The following is a 25,227-nucleotide window of genomic DNA, read 5'->3' as shown; positions in this document are numbered from 1 at the left end:
GCACTGGGAGTTTGTGGCGACGCCCCGCCGTGGCGGGCGTCGCCTCTGGAAGTGGCCGTTCACGGAGTTCATCAGGATGATGTGCCGGGCAGCGTGGACGGCCCTCGCGACGCGTCGGGCCGTCCCCGCAAACCGGCCACCTGACGACCGGTTCCACCGGTAGTCACCGACCGAGCACGCCTCCACGTGAGTGGCAACGCTGTCGCGTCGGCGGCTGACTGCCGCCGACAGCGACCGCTTCCTCTTTTCCCAGCGTCACTTGCTCGCTACCAACGGCTCATCAGGACAGACTGGTGAGCTCAGATCGGGTTAGCTGGCGACGCCTTGTGAGGTACTGAGACTTTTTTCTTGAGATGGAAAATAACGTTTGACTATCTGCCTCCACGCGGGAGCCACTCAATAGCAGCAATACCACAGCCACTATACAGCGGTGCTCCGTCCGAAGCAGTATGTACGGAGTCGTGCTCGCGGCCGGGCAGGGAACGCGGATGCGACCGCTGACCGACTTTCGACCGAAGCCGCTGCTTCCCGCCGGTGGTCGGCCGCTGCTCGAACACGTCTTCGACGCGTGTCTCGACGTCGTCGACGAGTTCGTCGTCGTGATCGGCTACCGTGGAGAAGACGTGATCGACCAGCTCGGCGACGAGTACCGCGGCGTGCCGATCACGTACGTCGAGCAGGGCGAGCCTGCCGGGACGGCACACGCGATCGGGCAGGCCGAGTCCGTCGTCGACGAGCGATTCGTCGTCCTCAACGGCGACGTCCTCGTCGATCCCGAATTACCAAGCGCGCTCGCCGACGCCGGCGGGCACGCGATCGCGACGACGCCCGTCTCGGATCCCACCTCCTACGGCGTCGTCTCGGTCGACGCCGATAGCTCGCTCGAAGCCATCGTCGAGAAGCCCGCGAACCCGCCGACGAACCTCGCGAACGTCGGCTGCTACGCGTTCGAACCGGAGGTGTTCGAGTACATCGAACGAACGGCGAGAAGCGAGCGCGGCGAATTCGAGATCACCGAGACGCTCGAACTGCTGCTCGATGACGGCCACCAGGTCTCAGTCGTCGAGTACGACGGCCAGTGGCTCGACGTGGGCCGCCCCTGGGAGTTGCTGACGGCGAACGAACGCGTGCTCGCGGATATCGGTCGCGACGTCCGCGGCGACGTCGCAGACGGAGCGAAATTAGAGGGTGACGTCGTCGTCGAGGAGGGTGCGACCGTTCGAGAGGGGGTCGTGATCGAGGGACCGGTCGTCGTGAAGTCGGGTGCTGAAATCGGGCCGAACGCCTACGTCCGCGGGGCGACGGCGATCGGACCGGACGTGCACGTCGGCCACGGCGTCGAGGTGAAAAACTCCATTCTGATGTCGGATGCGGCGGTGCCGCACCTGTCGTACGTCGGCGATTCCCTGCTCGGCCGCGACGTGAACCTGGGCGCCGGGACGAAGGTGGCCAATCTGCGCCACGACGACGCGTCGGTGCAGATGACGGTGAAAGGCGAGCGCGTCGATACAGGCCGGCGGAAACTCGGCGTGGTGCTGGGCGACGAGGTGAAGACGGGGATCAACGTGAGTCTCAACGCCGGGGTGAAGGTCGGAAGCGGCGTCGGGATCGAACCCGGAAAGACGGTTCTGCGCGACGTCGAGAACTAGCACGGTCGTGTTTCCTCAGCGCCGTCGAAGCCGACTCGAATGGGAAAACTCCGAGATCGTTGGAAGCCAACTAGATCGATCTGCCCGGTCAGTTTCGGATGTTCACAGGTCCCCGGGACCCGTTCGTTCACCGATACTGTCGAAATTGTCGGTGAAACTCGATACCCGAGGGTCTCCGCCCTTTAGGATCGTGGGCGAGTAATCGCTCGGCGGATAATCCTGGGAACAGTTATTATGCACGCGATAATATTATCGTGTGCATAATGATTGACCGAGGTGCGGAACTGGACTGGTTGCGCTCACATCTTGCTCGGGACGACCGTCAGTTGCTCGTTCTGTATGGTCGCCGTCGAGTCGGGAAGACAACGCTGGTGACGACCGCACTGGATGCGATCGACACGAAATCAGTGTATTACCTCTGTGACCAGCGTGGAACCGCACCTAATGCGGAACAGTTTGCTGCCCAATGTGCCGATCAGTTCGACGACGTCACCCCTGCCGTCGACGGCTTTGTCGATGCGTTCCGATATCTCTCGAACCGCGTCGACGACGCCTGCATCGTCGCGCTTGATGAGTTCTCGTATCTCGTTGCGGAAGACGAATCGATCCCATCAGTGTTTCAGACGATTGTTGACGACGTCCTCGATGGCACGGAGATTTCGCTTGTCCTCCTCGGATCGTCGATCTCGATGATGGAAGAAGGGGTGTTGAGCTACGAGAGTCCACTCTACGGCCGTCGAACCGGACAGTGGGAACTCACTCCACTCTCGTTCGCTGATGCGCGCGCGTTTTTCGGCGACTACGATATCGAGACGCAGATCGAGACCTACAGCGTCCTCGGTGGGGTTCCCGCATACCTCGAACAGTTCGAGCCCGACGCCTCGCTGCTGTCGAACATCGAATCGCACGTGCTCTCGAAAGGAGAATTTCTCTACGAGGAACCGGAGTTTCTGCTACGACAGGAACTCCGGGAGCCGGCGACGTATATGGCGATCCTCGAAGCGATCGCAGGCGGTTCGACCCGGGTGACGGAAATCGCCACCGAGATCGGCAAAGACGCCAGTAGCATCTCTCGGTATCTCAAGAATCTCTCGAAACTCGCGCTCGTGATTCGAGAGACCCCGGTCACCGACCCCGACGGCCGCGGTGTCTATCGAATCGCCGATGACTTTCTCCGCTTTTGGTTCCGATACGTTGCGCCGAATCGCGGCGTCCTCGAACAGGGACGGACGGCCCCAGTCCGTCGGTCGATCGAGGAGGCATTACCAACACACACGAGTCAGACCTTCGAGAGCATCTGTCAGCAGGCCGTCGCGACGAGTGCGTTCCCGGTTGCGTGCGATCGTGTCGGCCGCTGGTGGTACGATGGTGCGGAAATCGATGTCGTCGGACTGAACTCACAGACGGACACACTGCTGCTGGGCGAGTGTAAATGGACGAACGATCCCGTGGGTACGGGGCTTCTGACGGATCTCGAAGCCCTAACACCGGAGGTTCGATGGCATACTGGAGATCGGACGGTCGAGTACGCACTGTTTTCGCGATCTGGATTCACAGACGAGATCAAGGCACAGACCGCAGACCGATCGGATGTGCATCTGTTCTCCGTGCGGGATCTCGAAGCCATCTTCGACGCCCCATAGTGCCCTCTCTCTCCCCTCAAGCGAACCTCTTTGCCGAATCTGATTCTCGTCGACGCAGCAACTTATGCGGCTGTTGACTTCCTCCGCGTGAACCCGGGGAATCCCATCACGAGATATCAGGAAGTCACAGTGGACTATTTTCGATCACTGTCGCTCGAAACTGCGCGGAGAGGCCGAACAGCGAGAGGAAGTACACCGTCGCGCCGACGGCCACGAGGAGAACCACCGTCGCGAAGTTGTGGTTGAGACTCGTCGCCGTTTCCAGAGCCGTCTCGGTGCCGACGACGACGGCCGCCATCGCTACGGCGGCGACGAACTGCCGAGCGATTTCCCCGTACGGGATCGTGAAGTGGACTTCCGAGCGTAAGGCGGAGACTGCGAGGACGACGCCGAGCGCTGCGGACGCGGCGGTCGCGAGTGCCGCGCCGACGACGCCCAGCGCGGATATCAACGCGACGTTCAGGACGACGTTCGCCGCGATGAACGCGGCGTTGATCCGAAACGCCACCCGTGGACGGTCGATGCCGTTCAACGCGTTCAGGAGTTGCTTCTGATAGCCGTAGAGCAGCGTCGCCAGAATCAGGATCCAGAGGACAGCCGCCCCCTGAACGAACTCCGGACCGTAAATACGGAGCAGCCGTTCGCCGAGCAAGAACCCGCCGAAGAGACCCGGGATCAGGATGAGGCCACCGTACGTCAGCGAATCCTCGACGAGCCCGGCGACGGATTCTCTGTTTCCCTCGGCGTCGGCCCGGCTGAGTTCCGGGAAGAGCGTCGAACTGACCGCCGAGTCGAACAGCGTGAGGAACTTCGCGATGCTCCACGCAGCCGAGTAGACGCCGACGAGCGACGACTGGACGAACACACCCAAGAGCAGCACGTCGACGTCGTTGAACGATCGCGACTGGAGGCCGCCGATCCACGAGAACTTCGCGTACTCGTAGAGTGACGCGAAATGTTCGCGAGTCGGACGAGCGACACCGACCGAAAGCAGCGCGAGGCCGACGACGGCGACGAGGAAGTTCGCGATGGCGTAGCCCGCGATCATCCCGACCAGTTCGAGCCCGACGAAGACCAGCGCGATCTGGATGACGCTGCGGACGGCGATCCCGACGGGGCTGAGAAGCCCCGTGATGTGGACTTTCCGCTCGCCCTGCAGTGCCGAGTTCGTGAGGGATTGAAAGAGCCCCAACAGCAGGAGTGCGACGACCAGCGGTGCGACCGGTTCCCCGACGTACGCGTTCACGGCGTCATCGAAGAGGAGCACGAGCGCACCGAGCGCGAGGCCAAGCGCCGCGACGACGAGCGCACCGGCAGTCGCGTACGCGGGCGTGTCTGTCCCCTCGCTCATTCGCTTGGTGATCGCCCCGGAGATGCCGAGGTTCCCGGCCAGCGAGAGCCACGCCACGACCGCGAGGACGAGGGCGTACTGCCCCAACACGGCGGCTCCGAGGGTTCGGGCGAAATAGAGGGTCGCAACGAATCCCAGTGCCGAGCCGAGGAGCTTCGAAACGAAGACGACGAAGGAGGTCTGGCCGATTCTCATCGTTGGGGACGGAACCGCGCGCGGCGTCGCTTGCGGTTCACAGCAGACGTACGACGTCCGAGACGGATAAGCCGTCCCAAACGGGATGCCGACGCGTTCCGTAATCGATGCCAAATATACGATTACACAATCCTTACGGTAGTTCGTTGGCATCGATCGGTCGATGGACGTCTCCGTCGTCGTCTGCGCGTACGATCCGGACCAGTACGATGACCTCCGCGACGCGATCGAGAGCGTGCTGGCGCAGACGTACGACGACGTGGAAGTCGTCGTCGTGATAGATGGGAGCGAAGAACTCTACGAACGGGTGCAGCGCGAGTATGGCGACGTCGACGAGGTCGTTCTCCACTGTAACGACTCGAATATGGGGCTCTCGCGGAGCCGGAACGCCGGGATCGAACGGAGCAGCGGTGACGTCGTGGCGTTCCTCGACGACGACGCTGTTGCCAGAGACGACTGGCTCGCAGAACTGGTCGACACGTACGAACGTCGGGACGCGATTGCGGCCGGTGGCCGGATGGCCCCGCGATGGGTCGCCGGCGAACCCGAGTGGCTCCCGCCGGAGTTCTACTGGCTCGTCGGCGTCACTCACCGGGGCTTCCCGGAAGACGAACGCGAAGTCAGGAACACGTTCGGCTCGAACATTTCGTTCAAACGCGAGGTCTTCGAGGAAGTCGGCGACTTCGACCCCAACCTGGGCCGCCACGGCGACAGGCAGATCCAGGGCGAGGAGACGGAGTTGTCGGCGCGAATGTACGCGGCCTTCGGGGAACGTGTCTGGTACAATCCCGATGCCGTCGTCGAGCACAAGGTGTTCGAGTATCGGACCGACCCGCGGTGGCTTCTCGAGCGGGCGTTCTGGCAGGGCTACTCGAAGCGCGTTCTCGAGGAACTCATCGACGACGCCGGCGGTGAGGAGGGGGCGTTCCTCTCGTATCTGCTGTTCGAGGGCTTGCCCGGCTACGCTATCGAGACAGTTCGGGATCGGTCGGTTGCGAGCGCGAAGAAAGGGCTATTTGCGACCGTTCTCACCGCGGCAGTCGGACTCGGGTTTCTCTACGCGCTCGTTACGTAGGTGTGAGTGCGACTCTCTCGAAGAAGGTATGTCCGTGCCCCGAAAACTGTGGGTATGCTCGATTCTCGACGGATCGCGGTCACGGGGGCCGGCGGCTACATCGGTTCGCGGGTGGTCCGCGAATTTCTCGATGCGGGCGCTGACGTAGTTGCGATCGACGATCTATCCGGCCATCAGATCTCGACATTCTCGAACGCACAGTTCGTCGAACTCGACATTCGCGACGAGGAGCGACTGGAGACAGCGCTGTCGGATGTCGACGTGGTCTGTCACCTCGCGGCGATCAGCGGGATTCCGGATTGTGAAAGCGATCCCGACCGTGCGTTCTCGGTCAACGTTCAGGGGACGGAGAACCTCGCGTGGTACTGCCGCAAACACGGGATTCCGCTGGCCTTTGCCTCCAGTATGGCTGTGATCGGCGAACCGGTCGAGTTTCCGATCGGAGCGGAACACCCGCGGGATCCGGTGAGTCTCTACGGCCTGACGAAGAAGATGAACGAGGACGACATCCACGATCTCGCCCGCAGTGCGTTCCCCGCACACCTGTTCCTCACTGCGAACCTCTACGGGACGCACGAGTTCGGAAGAGAGGAGGTGACCAAGCAGACAGTAATCAACATCTTCGTCCGACGCGCACTGGATGACGAGCCACTGACGGTCCACCGACCTGGAACGCAGACGTTCGATTTCATCCACGTGAAGGACGTCGCCCGGGCGTACCGGCACTCCGTTTCGGCTCTGCTGGACGAGGATAACGGCGCTGCAGACATCCCGCTCGCGAGCGGCGAGCAGTTGAGCGTCACCGATGTCGCGGAACTGATCCAGCGCGTCTGTCAGGAGGAACGAGGTTACGAGCCGGCGATCGAGTACGTCGAGGACCCGCGAGAGAGCCAGCCCACTGGGCCGGACTTCACCGTCGATACCGCGACTGCGCGGGAGCGACTCGGATTCGAGACCGAACATACAGTCGAGGAAACGGTCCGGCGAGCGCTCCAGCAGGGCGAGTCGTAAACGAACGTTCGACACAAAATATTGAACACGCCCCACCGCGAGAAAGGTAGTATGAAGGCAGTTGTCCTCGCCGCCGGCGAGGGGACGCGACTCAGGCCGCTCACGCGGACGCGGCCGAAGCCGATGATTCCCATCGGTAACCAGCCGCTTCTCGAACACGTCCTCGAAGCCGCACGCGAGGCGGGTATCGAGGAGTTCGTGTTCGTCGTGGGCTACAAGCGCGAACGGATCCAGAGCTACTTCGGTGACGGCGACGACTGGGACGTCGACATCGAGTACGCCGTCCAGAAGACGCAACTCGGAACCGGTCACGCGCTATTGCAAGCCGAATCACAGGTCGAAGGCGAGTTCATCGCGCTCAACGGCGATCGCATCGTCGAACCGAGCGCGATCTCGGCGGTTATGGACGAGCGACGGAGTACGGGAGAGTCCATCATTGCCGTGACGCGGCACGAGCACCCCGAAAACTACGGCGTGGTCGAACTCGAAGGTCGGGCGGTTCGTTCTATCGAGGAGAAACCGCCGGCGTACACCGTACAGACCGATTACATCAACGCCGGCGTGTACGGACTCGACGACTCGATCTTCGAGGCCCTGCGGTCTGCGGAGGCCGAAGGCGAGCTTGGGATCACGACCGCGCTCCGCGAACGCCGTGACGGGCTGCGTGCCGTCCCGTTCGACGGCCTCTGGCTCGACGTCTCTCACCTCTGGGACGTGGTCTCGGTCAACGGTCGCGTGCTGGACCGGCTCGAACCGTCCGACTCGTCGACGGCCGCTATCCACGAGCGAGCGACGGTCGTCGACCAGACGTCGCTCGGATCCGACGTTCGCATCCGACCGGGGGCGACGGTGTTGCCCGGCACGTCACTCGGCGACAACGTGGTGATCGGATCGAACGCCGTCGTCGCGAACGCGGTCGTACTTCCGGATGCGCGGATCGGTGACGGCGCGGTCGTTCGTGACTGTATCGTCGGTGAGAACGCCTCTATCGGGCCGAACGCGACGGTCGAAGGTGGCGAGACGAACGTCGTCGTCGACAACGACGTGTACGAGCAGGTACGCCTGGGCGGTGTCGTGGGCGACAACGGGTCGCTCGGCGGTGGCGTTACGCTTTCGCCGGGAACCGTGCTCGGCAATCAGACGACCGTCGAATCGGGGTGTCACGTGAGCGGGCGGATCGAACACGACGCGGTCGTGCGGAGGGGATAAGATGTGTGGAATCATCGGATACGTCGGTCGGGAAGACGCATTGCCGATCCTGAGAGACGGGCTCTCGAACCTCGAATACCGCGGTTACGACTCGGCGGGAGTTGCCCTCGGTGGTGGGAGCTTAGATGTCTACAAGAAGGAGGGCGAGCTCTCGGCGCTCACCGAAATTCTGCCGGACAGTTCGACGGCGACGATGGGCATCGGCCACACCCGGTGGTCGACGCACGGCGAGCCCACGGACGTGAACGCTCATCCGCACACGAACGAATCGGGCGACGTCGCGGTCGTCCACAACGGGATCATCGAGAACTACGATACGCTGCGGAAGGAGCTCGAAGCACGCGGCCACGAGTTCACGAGCGATACCGACACAGAGGTCGTCCCGCACCTCGTCGAAGAGGAACTCGAACCCGAGCGTGACCTCGTCGACGTGGTTTCGAGCGTCGTCGATCGGCTCGAGGGGAACTACGCGCTCGGCGTCGTCGTCGCGGATCGCGATGGCATCGTCGCGACGCGACGCGGAAACCCGCTCGTGCTTGGATTCGCCGACCACGGGACGTTCCTCGCGAGCGACGTCCCCGCGTTCGTCGAACACACCCGGCGCGTGAGCTATCCGGAAGAAGGTGACGTGATTCATATCACCGAAGAGGGCGCGACGGTGTACGTCGACGGCGAGGAAGTCTCACGTGCGGTGCAGGAGGTCGACTGGGACGCCGAAGCGGCTGAGAAAGGCGGCTACGAGCACTATATGCTCAAGGAGATCCACGAGCAGCCGACGGCGCTCCGCCAGGCGATTTCCGGTCGGGTCGACGAGATGAAAGGCGAGGTCGACCTGGAGATCGACCTGCCGAAAGAGTACCTGAACTCGCTGGAGGAGGTGCAGTTCATCGCCTGCGGGACATCGTATCACGCGGGGCTTTATGCGGCGAAGCTGTTCGAGGAGCACGCCGACGTTCGCACCTCCGTGGAGGTCGCCTCGGAGTACGAATTCGACGGCGGGCGCGACCCCTGGCGGACGCTCGTGGTGGCCGTCACGCAGAGCGGCGAGACGGCCGACACGCTGTCCGCACTCAAGCGGGCCAAGCGCGCCGGCGCACGAACGCTGGCAGTGACGAACACGCTCGGGAGCACGGTAACCCGACTGGTAGACGATACGGTGTTCATCCGCGCCGGCCCGGAGATCGGCGTCGCCGCGACGAAGACGTTCTGCTCGCAGGTGGCGACGCTAACGCTAGTGGCAGTGCACGTGAGTCGGCAGCGCGGAACGATTTCGACGGCGGACGCCCAAGAGTTGCTGTCCGACATACGTGGTTTGCCAGGGGCCGTACAACAGGTGTTGGATAACGAGGAGCAGGTGCGTCTGGCAGCAGAAGAGTACGCCGACGGCGACGCGTTCTTCTTCATCGGGCGACGGTTAGGGGCTCCGGTTGCGTTAGAGGGAGCGCTGAAGCTGAAGGAGATTTCGTACGATCACGCCGAGGGGTTCCCCGCAGGGGAACTGAAACACGGGCCGCTGGCGCTCGTGACGTCTGAGACGCCTGTGCTGGCCGTGTTGACTGAGGGGGCCAACGCTGACGAGACGCTGAATAACGTGAAAGAGGTGGAATCTCGGGGCGCACCCGTGATCGGGTGTGCCTCAGACACGGTAGGTGATGCTAAGAAATTCGCCGATGAGGTGTTTTGGGTGCCCGAACTAGGCGAGCTAGAGCCGCTCGTGGCGAACGTCTACTTCCAGTTGTTCAGTTACCACGTGGCGAATCTGAAAGGTCGGGCTATCGACAAGCCGCGGAATCTAGCGAAGAGTGTGACGGTGGAATAAGAGATCCGATCCTCTATGTCCAATTATGTTTAGTTAGGAATACTTGGGTGGAGTGAATCTCTGGTTTTCTATCCAGGGACTGCCCGCCTAGGCAGGTCCGCGGATGGGACTGCTGGATTTTGTAAACCGGCGGTAGATACCCGCGTCGACCATGCAGCTGGGTATCCAGCTCCATTTGCAAGATTATCGTGTTTGATATCGTCTCTGTCCTTACCAACCGGGGCGTCGAACGCTGTCATTCCCCCGTTCACAACTGGATCCAGAAAGTCGATCTACAGCCTACAAGAGGATTACATCCGAAGGAACTTTGGTGACTCTTGGCTGAAAACCGAGCGGTGGGCAATGGTCAACAGCACGAATACGGTAAAACCGAGAGATATACGTAACATCTTAATTATATATGAGTACTAACGTCAAGACGATGGATGTGCTCTGGCTTCGGCCAACTGTTGGGACCCACATCAGCACCCGCCGCGAGCGCATCCGAGAGGGACTAGTTGATCGCGGCGTGTCGGTGGATATCGTAGATTCGAGTGGTCTAGATGCGATCAAGGCGATACGGACAGCTCTAAGTGGAGACTATGACCTCGTCGTCGGGACTGTTCGAGTCGGGGCCTACTACGGTGATCTGCTCTCACGGCTGGAAGGAGTCCCATTCGTTGTTGAAGTGACTGAGCCAATAGAACGTGTTGAAGACGACCTCTCCCGCCCAATCTTCCGGTTTTTCAGCTGGTACGAGTGGAAACTGCTCAAACGTGCCGATGCCCGGTTTTTTGTTGAGGCTGACGTGCTTGAACGGGCGCGCTCCCGTGGACTTGACGGCCACTTGGCACGCAACTCCGTCTGGTACGATAAGTTTGCCAACCCCGATCCATCTGTCGTGGAGAGCGCACGTGAGACACTCGAAACATTGGGGCTGGACTTCGACGCACCACTAGCTGTGTACATTGGGGGGTTCAATAAACAGCAACACATCCCCGAGATACTGACAGCAGTTTCCGAGTGTCCCGGTTGGGAGTTCCTGTTCCTCGGTGAGGAAGGTCGACACGTGGATAAAGTTCGAGCAGCGGCTGAGACACACGAGAACGTCTATTTCCCCGGCGTTGTTCCCCACGAGGAAGTTCCGGGCTACCTCTCTTTTGGTGATGTCGGCTTTTCACTGTCGGCAGGTGAGCGGCCCCTCAAGTTGCTGGAGTACGGAGCGGCCGGCCTCACCGTTCTCGGCATACCCGGACGACGCGAACGTGTCTTCTCTGGTGAGGAAGTACACTTCATTGAACCCTCACCTGAGAACATCGCGGATGCACTGGAGAAGATTCGACAGACTCCTGAGCAGGTTCCCGCCACTGGGTCTGCGCTGCAGGAGTACGCGAAGCAGAATTCCTGGGACAAGATTGCTGCGATGTACTACGACGTATTCCGTGACTTGATAGAGTGACTGCTGATTACGTTATCCGTCGGATAAAGTCCTCAACCGACGTTTCGATGAGTTCCGTATCGAACTGAAGGCCTCCAACCGGGACGTCAACCACTTGTTCGAGTGTCGTGGCCGCAATCGGTCCGCACAGAAGTCCGTCAACCCCATCTTTCTCTGCGCGTACACCCCTGATGATTTCCTCCTCAATCGATTGGGATGGGAGCGGTTTGATTCGATACTTGACGTCGTCAATCTCAATATGGTTAGGCGCACGATCACAGGCGCCACGTGTGGTAATCAGGCCGATTGTAGGTTGTGTGTAACCTTCTTCCTCCTGGATCCCGTGAATTATTTTCTGAAGCGTTTCAACGCCGAAATTTGTATGACGTCCACTTGTTATCTTGTAGAGTGTGCTCTCGGAGATGTCGTAACGTTCCGCAAACTCCTCTATCGTCAGATTCTGCTGCTGTAATGCTTCAGATAGGCGCTCATCGAATTCACCGGTAACAACACCACGGAGAACCTCATCCCACATTGTCCGTAAATTGAGCGGGGGACAAAATAAATTCCATCCTTGGAACCGACCTAACTTCCACCACACGAGATCAATGAATCCACACCCGCCGGTATACAGAACACGTTGTAGAAAAACAGCTCCAATATACTACAGTATCCGGAAATATAGTTTCCATAGAGTAATATTTTTACCGTGGTATTGAGCACTGTTCGCATATGGATCGACGAACGTACCTTCAAGGAATCACCTCAGCTGCTGCGGTCGGAGTTGCCGGCTGTACTGAAATACGCGGAAGTCAAGGTTACCCCAACGAATCGATCACAATCATCGTTCCTTGGGCACAGGGCGGTGGAACTGATCGGTCGACACGTATCCTCGTCTCTCCCTGGCAAGAAGAACTAAACGCTGAGTTCGTAGTGGAGAACTACCCGGGCGGTTCGACACAGGTCGGTGGCGAACGGTTGTACAATGCCGAACCAGACGGGCATACCGTCTCGATGTGGAACCTCCCACAGATGAACGCGACCCGCTTGTTCCAGAACGCCCCCTATACCATCGAGGACTTCGACTACATCGGGACGAACCACTTCGACCCGACGATGTGGTTCGCCGGAACACAGACGCCGTACGAGAATATGACGGACCTCATCGACGACGCCAGGGAGCGGCCGGGCGAAATCACAGTTGGTCTCACGTCCGCGGTTGGGAACACCGCACTCTCGGCGCTTCTCGTTCAGGACACGTACGATGTTGAGTTCAACCTCGTGAACCTTGAGGGAGGGTCAAGCGTTCGTCAGAACGTCCTCGGAGGACAAGTTCCAGTCGTCGTCAATCAGCCGTGGGCGTTCAATCCTGCGAATGTTGGGGAAGTAACACCACTTGGCTCGCACACCGCTGAGCGCCAAAGTCTTTGGCCGGAGACCCCTTCATTCGCTGAGTTAGGTCTTGACGACATTCCGCTCGTTGACGAAGGACTTGGACAGTGGAAACTGATGATGGCCCCAGGGGGGCTCAAAGAGGAGTATCCTGACCGGTACCAGACCCTCGTAGACAGCTACAAACGTGCTATGGAGACGGAAGAGTATCGAGAGAGCGCGGCTAAACAGGGAAACCTCAACAAAATTCTCAGATACAACGAGCCCGACAATACGTTCGAAATCGTACAGAGTGTTAGCGACTCGATGCGGGAGTTTGAAGGTCTCTTCGACACATTCCGCAACCGATGACAACGCTCTCGATCCGGGGCTACAGGCTCGAAATCGACGCCACAGAGTTGATTTTTCCGTTCGTCGTTCTCGCGTTCTGTGCGGTATACTATGTCGATACACGGGGGCTCCCAGATCGGTCATTGTTGTACGCGGAACCAACTCTGTACGCGACAGTACTCCTTGCGCTTGCCGTAGTCGCCGTCTTCGGCGTTCGGATCAACCCTGACGACACACAGCAGAGTCAGTCAGTAAGCAGTATGTCCGGCTTCACCAGTGACGGGTGGCACTCGAAAGAGGTACTCCGCGTCCTCCTCTTGACAGTTGCATACCTCATCGGTATGCGTATCCAGTTCATCTTAGCAACGCTTCTGTTTCTCGGAGGGACGTTGTACGTTCTAGGCGAGCGTACCCCGAGAATTCTCATCGCGTACTCCACTGTCTTGACGGCGATTATCTATGCAGTGTTCGTGCTCTGGCTTGGGATACCATTATGAGTGGCTCAACACTTCTCCTCGCAAGTGTGATCGGAGAGGGAATCGGGTTACTATCACATCCTGCTGTCATCGCAGCCATCTTCGTCGGTGTGGCAGTTGGTATTGTCTTCGGAGCCATCCCCGGCTTCTCCGCGACGATGACGATTATACTGTTTACGCCTGTCACGATCCCTTTCGACCCTTCAGTCGCGCTGATTTTTCTGGTCTCAGCCTACGGGGGGGCTGTGTATGCCGGATCGATTCCCGCAATTCTGATTAATACTCCCGGCGCACCCGGCTCGGTCGTCACCTGCTGGGACGGATACGAACTCACGAAGGCTGGACGTGCGACGTACGCACTTACAGTGTCTGCCGTGGTGTCGGGGTTTGCTGGTATCATTGCCGCGATTGTCCTCCTTGCGGCCGGCCCTGTACTCGCTGACTTCGCGCTCGGCTTCGGACCGGTCGAACTATTTCTCCTCGCGATATTCGCACTCACCATCATTCCCGCTGCAAAAGGTCAATCTCTGCTGAAGGGTTTGCTAGGCGGCACCTCCGGACTGCTGATCGCTACGGTTGGGAGCGACCCCCAACTCGCACAGCCACGAGCGGTTTTCGGTCAACCGTTGCTTAGGAGTGGTATCGATTTCGTCGTAGTACTCATCGGTCTGTTCGTGTTCACGGAGATGCTTTTTCTCGCAGCGCGGGGATCGATACTCGAAAACGGTGCCGGCGAATCGGACGACCGAACACAGATTTCTGAGGGGATCCGCGCCGTCCTCCAACGCCCGGTCGAGTTCCTGCGTGGGACCTTCATCGGCGTTTTCATCGGCTCGCTACCGGGTGCCGGCGCGGACGTTGCAAACTTCGTCTCGTACAACGAGGCGAAGCGCTGGGCGTCGAATCCCGCAGAATTCGGCACGGGAATTATTGAGGGCGTCATCGCTGCGGACTCCTCAAACAACGCAACTCAGGGGGGTGCGCTCATTCCTACATTGACTGTCGGCATCCCTGGAAGCGGTTCGACGGCCGCGCTGTTGAGCGCGTTCGCGATTCACGGCCTCAACCCTGGTCCAGGTCTGTTCGGGCGCTCTGGTACACTCGTGTACGCCCTGATATTCTCGCTGTTCCTTGGTAACGTTCTCGTCTTGGTCTACGGCCTCAGTGGTGCGCGGTACTTCGGTAAGATTTCCCGGATTCCGATCCGGTACCTTATTCCCGTTGTCACCGTTCTCGCGATCGTCGGAGCATTTGCTGTTCGCAACACCTACATCGATGTCCTCATTATGATTCTCTTTGGGCTAGTTGGCGTTGTTCTCGTCGTGAGCGATTATCCAATGGTGAGCGTCGTCATCGGCGTCATTGTTGGTGGTTTCGCCGAAGAAGGATTCGTACAGGGATGGACAATCAACCAAGGTAACGCAGTTCAGTTCCTTACTACGAGCAACATTTCCGTTGCGCTCCTCGTGTTAATTGCCTTCTCACTCGCCGTTACAGCGGTTCGAGACAAGCAAGCCGAGTGATGCTGCAAACTCTGCATCACTTCTCCACTGGTTTCTCTTCGTCTCCACATATGTGAAACGAAACGGACACTATTATCGAAGCATCGAGAGACCTCTCGTTTCTGCTCGCTACGTCAAAGTTCTGTTTCGCTCCTTAATCGATAGGTCGTGCAGGTGAACCAACGACGAGGGTGTCCTCGTCAACGTCGTCCAATACCGTCGAGTTCGCGCCCACCTCCGCAGAGTCCAGGATACTTACGTGACTGCCAACAACGACGTGCGGGTGGATTCTGACGTCATCTCCCGTCGTCGAACTCCCGGCAAAGTGACACCCCGGGCTCATCCGGTTTCGGGCGCCGATATCGACGTTGTGTGCAAAGCTACACAAATTGTGTATTTTCGATCCTTCGCCGATCCGTGTCGTATCGAAGGTTGCCCTGTCAACCGAGCAATTCACGCCGAAGTGAACGTCGTCCTCGATGACGACGCTCCCTTCGTGAACTTTGTTCATAACCCTGTTGTCAGCCGTGAGCTGATATCCGAACCCTGATTGGCCGATTGACGTTCCCGTTCCAAGGATACAGCGATCTCCTATCGAGACGTTCTCCCCAATCGTAACGCCTGGTCCCAACATACACTCGTCGCCAATAGTAACGCTTGGACCGATAGTTACGCCAGGGCCGATAACGCAACCGTCACCTAGCGTCGCTTCGGGAGAAATAGTCGCCGATGGGTGGACTGACTCGCTCGGCCGCCGTTCAACGAAGAAATCGTGAACGGTCATAACGAAATCCGGCTGTGGCGTCGGCGACAGGATCAGCGCGCACTCGACGGGCTCGTCCGGGTGTACCGAAGTAATCACGACACCGGCATTCGAGTCCAACAATTCCTTTTCATATCCCTCTTGACAGTACGCCAGATCTTCAGGTGTCGCCTCGCCCAGGGAGGCGAAGCCCGAAACACTCTGCTCTTTTCCCCTGTGTTCTCTATTCAGGTAGGATGCGATTTCAGTCGAGTGGTGCTCTCTGTTCGTGCGTTCGAATCGGATGTTATTTGTCGACATAGGTGTGTATCGGCGACTTTCGTGGATACTGTTCAGATGATGTCATTCGAACGGAGTTCCTCTATCTCTATATCAGACAAGCCGAGACGGGACCGCAATACCTCTTCGTTGTGTTCCCCCTTCGTGGGTGATGGTTCAATCGCCGCATCCGGACTCTCAGAAAATTTAATTGGTGATCCTGGTACTTTGATTTCACCGGCTTCCGGATGGTCAATTTCGACAACAGAATCTCGCTCTTGGAGGTGCGGGTCATTCAAGACCTCTTGTATCGTCTGGACTGCACCACAGGGAATTCCGCGGTCGAGGAGGCGTTCTTCGGCGATATCCGTCTCGAGTTTTTTTGTCCAAGACTCGACAATTCCGTCGACCTCGTCGATGTTATTCACCCGGTCGACGTTCGTTTCGAACCGATCTTCACCGAGTAGGTCTTCTCGGCCCATTAATTTGAGCAGTTGACGCCAGTGTTCGTCCGAGGCACAGATTATTGTAATAAAGCCATCTTTTGTCTCGTACGCGTTATAGGGCGCTTTTGCCATCGCGCTATGGCGGTTCCCCGTTCGGGACGGTGTCGACGGATCCCGATACTGAATGGCTAATTGCGACAGCAACGACGGGACCACCGCGTCGTACATACCGACTTCGACGAGCTGACCACTTCCCGTCCGCTCTCGTTCGTAGAGTGCCGCAAGAATGCCGCTCACGAGGTGGATTCCGCCGAAGAAATCTCCCGGAGCGATGCCGGTCTTCGTCGGCTCCTGATCAGGATACCCAGTCACGTCCATCACCCCGCTCGTCGCTTGGACGATGAGGTCCATCGCAAGCCGGTCTTTCTTTGGCCCAGTTCGACCAAACCCGGTCCCTTGTGCGTATATCAGCTCCGGATTGATCGAAGAGAGCGTCTCGTATCCTAGGCCCAACTTCTCCATCGTCCCGAGCGAGAAGTTCTCAATGACGACATCGACGTCGTCAACTAGAGACTTAAACAGCTCTTTCCCACGCTCAGATTTCAAATTGAGCGTGATTCCTTTTTTATTGGAGTTCAGCATTATCAATTCTTCTGGCTCCCCTTCTTCGACGCGCGACCGTAATGGTTCTCCGAATGGCGGTTCGACCTTTATCACGTCCGCCCCGAGATACGAGAGAATGAGCCCGCAGTACGGCCCGTTATAGATCTGGCCTACGTCCAGAACCTCTATGCCTTCGAGCGGCTGTTCCATACCTCTGCTCCAAGGCAGAACAAATTAAAAATTGTTATCGGTTCAAATGGTAGGTATCGACACAGTTTTGAAAATCCCGTGATGAAGTGGGCTATGGTTTCGACTGGCGACATCGACCAGAATTTCGAATTTACCTACGAGACCTATCGGGATTTACTGGAACAGCTCCGGAGCCGAGGGTATCAGTTTAGAAAGTTCGACGATCGACTCAGCGAAAAAGAAATCATCTTGCGACACGACGTCGACTGGTCTCCGGCAAAAGCGCTCCGGATGGGGCAGGTCGAACAGGAATACGACGTCACTGCTACATACTTTTTTATGCTCTCTAATCCGCTCTACAACGTGTTCTCAGAGTCCGTTCTGAAAATAATCGAGAAGCTGCAAGCAATGGGACACGAAATCGGCCTGCACTTCAGCTCTCATCAGTACTGGGACGAAGAAACTACTCCCCCAAAGGAATCACTCGAAGACCGCGTGCAGTCAGAAATCAATATATTGGAGACTCGTATCGAAGGGCTGTCGTCGGCGGTGTCGTTCCATATGCCGCCTGACTGGGTATTTGGTGAGGTGTTCGACTCGTTCGTTAACACGTACAACGGATACTGCTTTGACGATCTCGAGTACATCGCCGATTCGAGACAACGGTGGAGATCTGAACCACCATTCGCAGACGGCTATCCGGACAGGGCGCAGATCTTGGTGCATCCGGGCTCGTGGGGGGACAAAGACGCTTCGTTCGGCGAACGGATCGAGCGTGACATCGAAGCGAAGTTTGACGAACTCCGAGAGCAGTTCGAGTCCGCGTATCGGGTCAATTTCAACTCTGCGTAGCGTTCTGATTCCATCCCGAACCGATCGTATAGAGCGAGTGGCGATCCGTATCAAGGTCGATCGCGTCTCTACCGTCAATGATGACGAGGTCGTCGAACTCGTCCCACGCTATCTCTTGGAACGGTTCGTGTGCAGTCACGAGCACAACTGCGTCCGGATCGATGTCGTAGAGTTCCTCGACAGTCAGCGGTATCGCTCCCTCAAACTCCGATAGGTCCTCCATCACCGGATCGACCGCATACACATCAGCTCCCTGGCCGACCAACCGTTCGACGATCGGCTTGGCGGGTGTGTGTCGCGTTTCCGGGATCCCTGGATAGTAGGTGACACCAAGCACAGCGATCGTCGCATCACCGATGCGAAGGTCTGCTGCGTTGAGTCCCTCGAGGAGTTTATCGACGGTGAACGACGGCATCGAGTCGTTGACTTCCCTGGCTGTCCGCATCAGTGGTCCCAGCGTCTCGAAGTGTTCGATCAGGAAGTATGGATAGTAGGGAATACAGTGTCCCCCAACACCAGCCCCAGGATCGTGGAGATTGACGTAGGGAGTATCATTTGCGACATCGATCGCCTCAAGTACGTCTATACCTGTCTCGTCAACGAACCGGGCGAGTTCGTTGACAAGAGCGATGTTGACGTCACGGTAGACTCCTTCGAAGAGCTTGACCGCCTCGGCGGTGGTTGCATCAGAGACTGTAACAACCTCGTTGTCAGTGAGTTCTTCGTATATCGCCGCTGCCGCGTTCGTGCTTTCCGCGTTGATTCCCCCGACTACTTTCGGGTAACTCCCGCGGATGTCCTCAAGCGCTCGACCGCTTTTTGTGCGTTCAGGACAGAAAGCGACGCCGAAGTCACCCTCGTCGAGGTCACTCTCCTCCCGTATGAGCGGCGCGACGACATCGCTGCACGTACGAGGTGGAACAGTCGATTCGACGACAACGAGATCGCCAGCGTCGATGCCGGTGGCGATGTCTGAGACCACAGCCCGAACCGTCGAGAGGTCCGGCTCGCTGTCCTCCGTCACCAGTGTCGGGACGATTATCACGTGGACCGCTGCCTCCCGCGCCGCGGACTCCGAGTCAGTCGTCGCTCGCAGTGCGCCGTCGGCAACCGTCTCTGCCACCAGTTCACCGAGTCCCGGTTCGTGATCGAATGGGGACCGTCCACCGTTGATCGTCTCGACGATCTCAGCGTCTACGTCTACCCCTCGAACGTTCCTCGTTACGTCGGCGTAGACTGCGGCGAGGGGCAGCCCCATTTTCCCTAAGCCGTAGACTGCGATCGGGACTTCACCCCTCAGAAGGGCTGTTCGCTTCGTCTCCTCTGCTGAACGTGGATCGTACAGTTTCATAACTTACGACTCCCCGTTGCCGGGAATACTTCGTCCTCGACCGCTAGTGCGAGCCGCACTGCAGCGAGACCATCCTCTGCTGGGACTGCCGGTTCTTGATCGCCCGACACGGCAGCGAGGAACGATCGGAGCTCTCGTTTCAGTGGTTCTACGTTCTCGACGAATGGTCGTTCGATGACGCTCTCGTGACGGTACCGAGTCTCGTCGTCTCTGCTCACCATCTCTCGCATCGATCCGCGGTAGATTTCGACGCGCCGGTCGAGGTAGTCGACGTTGACGTACCCCTCGTCGGTGGCGATGCCCAGTTCTCGAATCTTCTGTTGGGTGACTCTGCTCGCCGTGAGCGTCGCCACCGCGCCGTCACTGAATGTGAACGTTGCAGTGGCGTGCTTGCCGTCTTCACGGCCAATCCCGTCGATACATTCTGGTTCTTCCCCTGCGAGTGTCCGGACGATGTCGAGGTCGTGGATCATCAGATCCGCGACGACCGAGTCTTGGATATCGCGCTCCGGGTCGGGACCGAGTCGACGCACTTCGTACGCGAGCACTTCCTTGCCGGCAAGCACGTCCTCGAGAGCGAGAACAGCGGGGTTGTACCGCTCGATATGTCCAACCTGTATCAGTACGTCCTCGTGCTCGGCTAGGTCGATGAGTTCCTTGCCGCGTTCGGGATCGGCCACGAACGGTTTTTCGACGAGGACATCGACACCTGCCTCGATACATTTCCGGGTGATCTCATAATGAAACTGGGTGGGAACGACTACTGAGACGGCGTCCGCCCGCTCTATGAGGGCGTCTAGATCGAGCGACGCAGTCTCGTACCGCTCAGCAATTTCCGCGGCGCGCCCCTCGTCTGCGTCGCTGACTCCGACGAGGTTGGCCTCCTGAAGCGTGCTGTAGATCCGGGCGTGGTTGCTACCCATACTCCCGACGCCGATGACGCCGACATTGATCATCGCTTGCCCTCCGTGTACGAGCGGACGGCGTCGGTAATCGTCTCAATGTCTGTTTCGTCCACATTAGGATGGACAGGGAGCGAAAGCACTTCTCGGCTTGCTCGCTCGGCGACAGGCGATTCGTGAGTGACGTGATCGTAGGCCGGCTGTTCGTGAATACAGGTCGGGTAGTATACCGCACTTCCTACGCCCTGTTCTTCGAGGTGGGTTTTCAGCGCGTCTCGGTCCTCGTGACGGATAGTGTACTGGTGGTAGACGTGCATCCGTCCCGCCGGTTCGACCGGGGTCGTGACTGCAGTTTCTTCAAGTTGTTCGGTCAGCACTGCGGCGTTCTCCCGGCGCCGCTCCGTGTACTCTGGCAGGCGCTCCAGTTGTGCTCGGCCGAGCGCGGCCGCGACGCTCGTCATCCGGAAGTTGTGGCCGAGGCGGACGTGTTCGTAGCTTCCACCGTCCATAGAGCGGCCGTGGTTGATAAACGAAGCAGCGCGCGCTGCAATCTCCTCATCGTCAGTGGTAATCATTCCGCCCTCGCCCGTGGTCATATTCTTGGTCGGATAGAAGGAGAAACAACCAACGTCCCCGATAGATCCGACCTTCTGGCCCTCAACCGTCGCACCGTGGGCCTGTGCAGCGTCCTCGACGAGTGGGAGACCGTGGTCGTCGGCGATGTCAGCCAGTGCATCGAGGTCCGCCGGGAGGCCATAGAGATGAACTGCGAGAATCGCGTCGACGGACTCAGATTCCAGTACGTCGCGGACCGAGTCGGGGTCCAGATTGTACGTGTCGGGTCGTACGTCGGCGAAGACCGGTTTCGCCCCTGCGAGTCGGATCGCGTTGGCGCTGGCGACGAACGAGAACGGCGTCGTCAGCACGCGGTCGCCCTCGCCGATGCCGAGCGCTTCGAATGCTGCGTGTAGCGCTGTCGTGCCGTTTGCAGTGGCGACCGCGTGGTCTACATCACAGAACTCGGCGAACTCCTCTTCGAAGGCGCGGACCTCCGGGCCGTCCGCCAACATCCCCGAGTCGAGCACGTCGGCGACAAGATCGTGTTCTTCAGCTCCCATCTGCGGGTTCGCAATCGGAATCATCACTCAACTATTTCCTCGTAGGAGGTCTTCGTCAGATACACTTTTTGATCATTCAGGTACGTATAAGCAGGTTCGAACGGCGGGAAATCCAGCGCTCGGATCTTGTCGTATATTTGGACTTTCTGATCTGGGTCACAGAGTTCGTCTAGCAGAATTTCCTTCTCGCCATCAAGACTATTCTTGCTGTAAAAGTATTCCTTACTCTCAAAATTCTTTTGCGGTGTCCGCATTTCGTGGACCTCTCCAGAGATGATGTGAGGAATCATCTCCTCAAACAGTTCGATGGATGCCTGCTCGGTCTTTTCATAGAGCGACTTAGCCGTGTCCTCCTCGGTGATGTCGACGAAATTCCTAGCAATGATGTCGCCCGCGTCGACTTCCTCAGTCATAAAGTGGAAGGTCGTTCCGTACTTCCAGTAGTCGTCTTCTCTGGCATTCATTATCGCGTGGCTGAACGTGTTGCTGCCTCGGTATCGGGGGAGTTCAGCTTGGTGGAGGTTTAGTCCCCCCTTGTTAGCGTGTTCGAGTAAGTCACTACTCAGCACATTGAAATACAGAGTACTAATGAGATAGTCAAGATCGTATGTGAAAAGATCAGACTCCTCAACGACAGGATAACCGAGATCGGTAGCAAGTTTGTTCAGCGATCCTTCCCACCAGCCATTATGTTCTTGCGGATAGGTAACGACAGCCTCAACAGTAACCTCGTCAGTGTTGTCGAGGATTTTCAAACACTCTCTGCTCAACGGGCGACTTCCAAGTAACGCAATTGAGGCCATACTAGCAGATGATATGGAATCAGTATGTGTCTGTTGGTATGTTCTGACTATGTACTAGCTCTCGGTGGCACAAAGAACTGTGAGCATTTAGGAAGACTGACGGGGCTGTTTACTCAGAAACTATAGAATGCTGACAATTAGAGAGCCGTGACTACTCACCATCAAAGTGGCGAGTTCGGGTAGCAGAATCATAGGTGAACGGCGTCTACTACCAGAATAAGATATATGTATGGTGTAGACAGAGTGAGAGTATGAATATACTTCACATTGGGAATACTGCAGGGGTTGCCACCGCTTTACGGAATGGCCAGCGGCAATTAGGTCATAAAAGTGACATACTTATCATATCCAAAAACCAGAATGAATATGAGTATGATTATCGGTTTGAAATTAGTAATAGTCCATCTATCGTCAAGCGAATGATTAGTGCTACGACTCATCCGCTCAAATTCCAACGACTTATACAAAAATACGACATTCTGCACTTTCATTTTCACAGTATTATCGGTAGGGGTCCTTTTCCAAAAGGTCTTGAATTCCCTCTGTGGAAAGTGAATAATAAGAAAGTCATTAAACATCACCATGGTACGGATGTTCGCGCGACTGGACCGAGCTTTTTTGAAAGAAAATTTGCTGATGCAAGGCTAGTTTCAACTCCCGATCTTCTGCAATGGGATCCCGACGCCGAACTATTATTAAATCCGATAGATGTCTCAAGTATCAATTATGTTGGGACAGAAATCGATCATAAATCACCTCTGACAGTCGTACACGCACCTACTGACAGAGAAAACAAAGGTACAAAATATTTGATTGAGTCGGTAGAAAATCTAAGAGAAAATGGATTCAATATTGAGTTACAGATTGTAGAGAATGTAAGTCACAATGAAGTTTTAGAAAGATTCGCAGAGGCAGATGTCGTTGCCGACCAATTTTTACGAGGATGGCACGGTATGATTAGTTTAGAAGCGATGGCTCTTGGAAAGCCCGTAATTGTATATATCAATGAAGAATATGATCAGTATGCCACAAATATGCCTGTTCTGAACACTTCTGTGAAGACAATCGAACATAGTCTAAAGAAATTAATACGTGATGAGGGACTTCGTCAGCAACTTTCCCGAGACGGGAGAAAATATGTTGAAGAACATCGTGATACCGAGGCTGCTGCTCGTAAGTGTATAGAGATATATAACAACCTATGATTTTGGAAGAGAAGACGTGGCTCTGTTGAAATCCTATTTTTTCACTATATGCTGAAACTCTAGTAGGTGTAATTGCACTCTCACCAACTGCGGGATTCCCGAAATTTACCACGTAGGATAGAAATGTGCACTAGGAATACAGCAAACACACAAGCAGGATCTGTGTCCGTGAATACAGGTCAGGCGGTCTGAGAAAGAAACTTACTAAGAATGCACCTACACTGGCACTTCCAACGTCGCTGCGAATTGTACCGAAAGCGGGGTCGTGACGCTCTCAAAAACGCTATCAAAACAACGCCGTGAGGTCAACAATGTGCTACACAAAAGCGAAAAGCTAAGCCTATTTGGGTTATCAAGAGTTGAGTTACCTATGAATCTCCCATCAAAGGTATATGCAGGGTTAACAAGAGCTGGTTTGTATGGTTCTTTCAAATCTGTTGCCATTTCTATGAGGCATACTGGGGAACCAGATAAGATCATTTTACATTCAAAGAGGGTGCCATAGAACGATTAGCACACCAAAGAGCAGGGTGAACGCTGAGGTGGAATGAGTTCAGCGACCCTGCAAGATCACCCTTCGGTAGACTCGTTCTTCAATGTCGCGGAGACAGAGACGTTAGCGTTGGTTGAGCACCTCTCTTTCGAGTTTCTCGAAGAGTTCGACGTGTTCGCCCCGGCGGAGACGGGGCGAACACGAGACCACGAACCACCAGAGCTGATGCGTGGCTTCCTCCACTGCTACTACAAGGACATCTACGGCATTCGTCCCGTTGAACGAGAGCTTCGGAACACGGTCGTCTGGCTCAGCTGTGGCTTCGATCGACCGCCGTCGAGAGACGCAGTCGATCGCTTTCTCACCGATCTTGAACACATCGTTGACGAGGTGTTTGACCGACTCGTCGAGCAGGCCGCCCGCCGCGGCCTGCTCGACTTGACTTACTGCATCGATTCAACTGACGTGAGGGCGATGCCCGCCGATCAAGACGCGTCGAAGTGCTACGATCCAACCGACGACGAATACTACCACGGCTACGGCTGTACGATCGTCTCGACCGGACAAAAGATTCCGATTGCAGCTGAGTTCACCGAGAGCAAACAAGCGCCAGAAGAGACGGCGATGCGCGTCACACGTGACGCGCTCGTCGTCGCCAAACCGATCTGGATGGTCGGTGACAGCGCCTACGACACGCTCGACTGGCACGACCACCTGCTGGCCGCAGGTGTCGTGCCAGTCGCTCCGTACAACGCGCGAAACACCGACGACCCGAAAGACATCGAGTACAGGGTCGAAGACCGCATCGAGAAACACAGCGAGGACGTTCAGCTGAAGCAGTCCACGCTGGATGAGACGTACAACCGCCGTACTGGAGTCGAACGAACCAACGAATCAGTGAAGGACTGCGGCCTCGGGCGAACGCACGCCCGAGGCCGCGTCCACGCACGAGCGCAGGTGTTTCTTGCTCTGTGCCTTCGCCTCGTCGTCGCTATCACCAACTACGAACGCGGAGATAATCCGGGAAGCACGATCATCACGGTGTGAGAACTCCTATGAAAATCCTGCAACGAAAAATAGCAGGTGATTGATGATAATTATTGGGGTGAGCTTCAGCTCACCCGAATGTAGGCCATCGAATCACCAGACAGCAGTGATCTCCGACCGGTTCGTTA

The 25,227-nt window shown here is 57.3% G+C and carries 21 protein-coding genes and 1 pseudogene; 14 read left to right on the top strand and 8 right to left on the bottom strand.

Annotated elements, in window-relative coordinates:
* From D3D02_RS17350 to D3D02_RS17340, 3 genes and pseudogenes are all read left to right on the top strand, one after another.
* Positions 1 to 163, top strand: a pseudogene (locus tag D3D02_RS17350) (ISH3 family transposase); the annotation flags it as partial.
* Positions 164 to 449: 286 nt separating this feature from the next.
* A complete protein-coding gene (gene glmU, locus D3D02_RS17345; protein ID WP_121571218.1) occupies positions 450 to 1,649 on the top strand; it encodes a bifunctional sugar-1-phosphate nucleotidylyltransferase/acetyltransferase in 1,200 nt (399 codons plus the stop codon).
* A gap of 263 nt (positions 1,650 to 1,912) precedes the next feature.
* Positions 1,913 to 3,292, top strand: a complete 1,380-nt coding sequence (locus D3D02_RS17340) for an ATP-binding protein (protein ID WP_121571217.1) — start codon at positions 1,913 to 1,915, stop codon at positions 3,290 to 3,292.
* Positions 3,293 to 3,416: 124 nt separating this feature from the next.
* Here D3D02_RS17340 and D3D02_RS17335 read toward each other — a convergent pair whose 3' ends face one another.
* On the bottom strand, positions 3,417 to 4,838 hold the full coding sequence (locus D3D02_RS17335) for an oligosaccharide flippase family protein (protein WP_121571216.1): 1,422 nt from the start codon (positions 4,836 to 4,838) through the stop codon (positions 3,417 to 3,419).
* A gap of 163 nt (positions 4,839 to 5,001) precedes the next feature.
* Between D3D02_RS17335 and aglG the strand changes: the two genes are divergently transcribed.
* The 5 genes from aglG to D3D02_RS17310 all read left to right on the top strand — a co-directional run bounded on the left by aglG (position 5,002) and on the right by D3D02_RS17310 (position 11,390).
* Positions 5,002 to 5,913: a glucosyl-dolichyl phosphate glucuronosyltransferase gene (gene aglG, locus D3D02_RS17330; protein ID WP_121571215.1), complete on the top strand. Its 912-nt coding sequence runs from the start codon at positions 5,002 to 5,004 to the stop codon at positions 5,911 to 5,913.
* A 54-nt stretch (positions 5,914 to 5,967) separates the two neighbouring features.
* Positions 5,968 to 6,924, top strand: a complete 957-nt coding sequence (locus D3D02_RS17325) for an NAD(P)-dependent oxidoreductase (RefSeq protein WP_121571214.1) — start codon at positions 5,968 to 5,970, stop codon at positions 6,922 to 6,924.
* Positions 6,925 to 6,975: 51 nt separating this feature from the next.
* The gene (locus D3D02_RS17320) at positions 6,976 to 8,133 is read left to right on the top strand and encodes a sugar phosphate nucleotidyltransferase (protein ID WP_121571213.1); all 1,158 of its coding nucleotides are present in this window, start codon (positions 6,976 to 6,978) and stop codon (positions 8,131 to 8,133) included.
* Position 8,134: 1 nt separating this feature from the next.
* Positions 8,135 to 9,952 (top strand): glutamine--fructose-6-phosphate transaminase (isomerizing), encoded by a 1,818-nt coding sequence (glmS, locus tag D3D02_RS17315; RefSeq protein WP_121571212.1) that lies wholly within the window; start codon positions 8,135 to 8,137, stop codon positions 9,950 to 9,952.
* A gap of 400 nt (positions 9,953 to 10,352) precedes the next feature.
* On the top strand, positions 10,353 to 11,390 hold the full coding sequence (locus D3D02_RS17310; RefSeq protein WP_121571211.1) for a glycosyltransferase: 1,038 nt from the start codon (positions 10,353 to 10,355) through the stop codon (positions 11,388 to 11,390).
* A 7-nt stretch (positions 11,391 to 11,397) separates the two neighbouring features.
* On the opposite strand, the gene D3D02_RS17305 is transcribed toward D3D02_RS17310, so the two are convergent.
* Entirely contained in the window at positions 11,398 to 11,904 is a 507-nt protein-coding gene (locus D3D02_RS17305) for a helix-turn-helix transcriptional regulator (protein ID WP_121571210.1), read from the bottom strand.
* 197 nt (positions 11,905 to 12,101) lie between these two features.
* Between D3D02_RS17305 and D3D02_RS17300 the strand changes: the two genes are divergently transcribed.
* The 3 genes from D3D02_RS17300 to D3D02_RS17290 are packed head-to-tail and all read left to right on the top strand — an operon-like array spanning position 12,102 to position 15,090.
* Complete coding sequence (locus D3D02_RS17300; protein ID WP_121571209.1) at positions 12,102 to 13,112, top strand: tripartite tricarboxylate transporter substrate binding protein; 1,011 nt, start codon at positions 12,102 to 12,104, stop codon at positions 13,110 to 13,112.
* Entirely contained in the window at positions 13,109 to 13,588 is a 480-nt protein-coding gene (locus tag D3D02_RS17295; RefSeq protein WP_121571208.1) for a tripartite tricarboxylate transporter TctB family protein, read from the top strand. The genes D3D02_RS17300 and D3D02_RS17295 overlap by 4 nt, the downstream gene beginning before the upstream one ends.
* A 26-nt stretch (positions 13,589 to 13,614) precedes the next feature.
* Positions 13,615 to 15,090 (top strand): tripartite tricarboxylate transporter permease, encoded by a 1,476-nt coding sequence (locus D3D02_RS17290; RefSeq protein WP_199723145.1) that lies wholly within the window; start codon positions 13,615 to 13,617, stop codon positions 15,088 to 15,090.
* A 133-nt stretch (positions 15,091 to 15,223) separates the two neighbouring features.
* Here the strand turns inward: D3D02_RS17290 and D3D02_RS17285 are convergent, their stop codons facing one another.
* Together D3D02_RS17285 and D3D02_RS17280 are read right to left on the bottom strand one after the other, a co-directional pair.
* The gene (locus tag D3D02_RS17285) at positions 15,224 to 16,132 is read right to left on the bottom strand and encodes a DapH/DapD/GlmU-related protein (protein WP_121571206.1); all 909 of its coding nucleotides are present in this window, start codon (positions 16,130 to 16,132) and stop codon (positions 15,224 to 15,226) included.
* Positions 16,133 to 16,164: 32 nt separating this feature from the next.
* Positions 16,165 to 17,349 carry a CaiB/BaiF CoA-transferase family protein gene (locus tag D3D02_RS17280; protein WP_121571205.1) on the bottom strand — a complete coding sequence of 395 codons (1,185 nt, stop codon included), beginning with the start codon at positions 17,347 to 17,349 and terminating at the stop codon, positions 16,165 to 16,167.
* Between the two features lie 81 nt (positions 17,350 to 17,430).
* Here D3D02_RS17280 and D3D02_RS17275 point away from each other — a divergent pair, with 81 nt between their 5' ends.
* Complete coding sequence (locus D3D02_RS17275) at positions 17,431 to 18,180, top strand: polysaccharide deacetylase family protein (protein WP_121571204.1); 750 nt, start codon at positions 17,431 to 17,433, stop codon at positions 18,178 to 18,180.
* On the opposite strand, the gene D3D02_RS17270 is transcribed toward D3D02_RS17275, so the two are convergent.
* From D3D02_RS17270 to D3D02_RS17255, 4 genes are read right to left on the bottom strand one after another with little or no spacing between them, the layout of a single operon-like run.
* Positions 18,167 to 19,531 carry a nucleotide sugar dehydrogenase gene (locus D3D02_RS17270; protein ID WP_121571203.1) on the bottom strand — a complete coding sequence of 455 codons (1,365 nt, stop codon included), beginning with the start codon at positions 19,529 to 19,531 and terminating at the stop codon, positions 18,167 to 18,169. The two genes, D3D02_RS17275 and D3D02_RS17270, sit on opposite strands and share 14 nt — an antisense overlap.
* Positions 19,528 to 20,487: a Gfo/Idh/MocA family protein gene (locus tag D3D02_RS17265; protein ID WP_121571202.1), complete on the bottom strand. Its 960-nt coding sequence runs from the start codon at positions 20,485 to 20,487 to the stop codon at positions 19,528 to 19,530. The genes D3D02_RS17270 and D3D02_RS17265 overlap by 4 nt, the downstream gene beginning before the upstream one ends.
* Complete coding sequence (locus D3D02_RS17260; protein WP_121571201.1) at positions 20,484 to 21,575, bottom strand: DegT/DnrJ/EryC1/StrS aminotransferase family protein; 1,092 nt, start codon at positions 21,573 to 21,575, stop codon at positions 20,484 to 20,486. The genes D3D02_RS17265 and D3D02_RS17260 overlap by 4 nt, the downstream gene beginning before the upstream one ends.
* Positions 21,575 to 22,354 carry a formyltransferase family protein gene (locus tag D3D02_RS17255; RefSeq protein WP_121571200.1) on the bottom strand — a complete coding sequence of 260 codons (780 nt, stop codon included), beginning with the start codon at positions 22,352 to 22,354 and terminating at the stop codon, positions 21,575 to 21,577. Before D3D02_RS17255 ends, D3D02_RS17260 begins: the two co-directional genes overlap by 1 nt.
* Before the next feature lie 251 nt (positions 22,355 to 22,605).
* Here D3D02_RS17255 and D3D02_RS20460 point away from each other — a divergent pair, with 251 nt between their 5' ends.
* Both D3D02_RS20460 and D3D02_RS17245 read left to right on the top strand, forming a co-directional pair.
* Complete coding sequence (locus D3D02_RS20460; protein ID WP_147435673.1) at positions 22,606 to 23,559, top strand: glycosyltransferase; 954 nt, start codon at positions 22,606 to 22,608, stop codon at positions 23,557 to 23,559.
* Between the two features lie 547 nt (positions 23,560 to 24,106).
* Positions 24,107 to 25,099 carry a transposase gene (locus D3D02_RS17245; RefSeq protein WP_121571198.1) on the top strand — a complete coding sequence of 331 codons (993 nt, stop codon included), beginning with the start codon at positions 24,107 to 24,109 and terminating at the stop codon, positions 25,097 to 25,099.
* Positions 25,100 to 25,227: the final 128 nt, after the last annotated feature.

Origin of the sequence: Halobellus sp. Atlit-38R (assembly GCF_003665925.1) — an archaeon.
In the GTDB taxonomy this organism is placed as follows: Archaea; Halobacteriota; Halobacteria; order Halobacteriales; family Haloferacaceae; genus Haloquadratum; species Haloquadratum inordinatus.
Note: the sequence above shows the minus strand (reverse complement) of the source record. Positions and strands in the feature narration are given on the sequence as shown.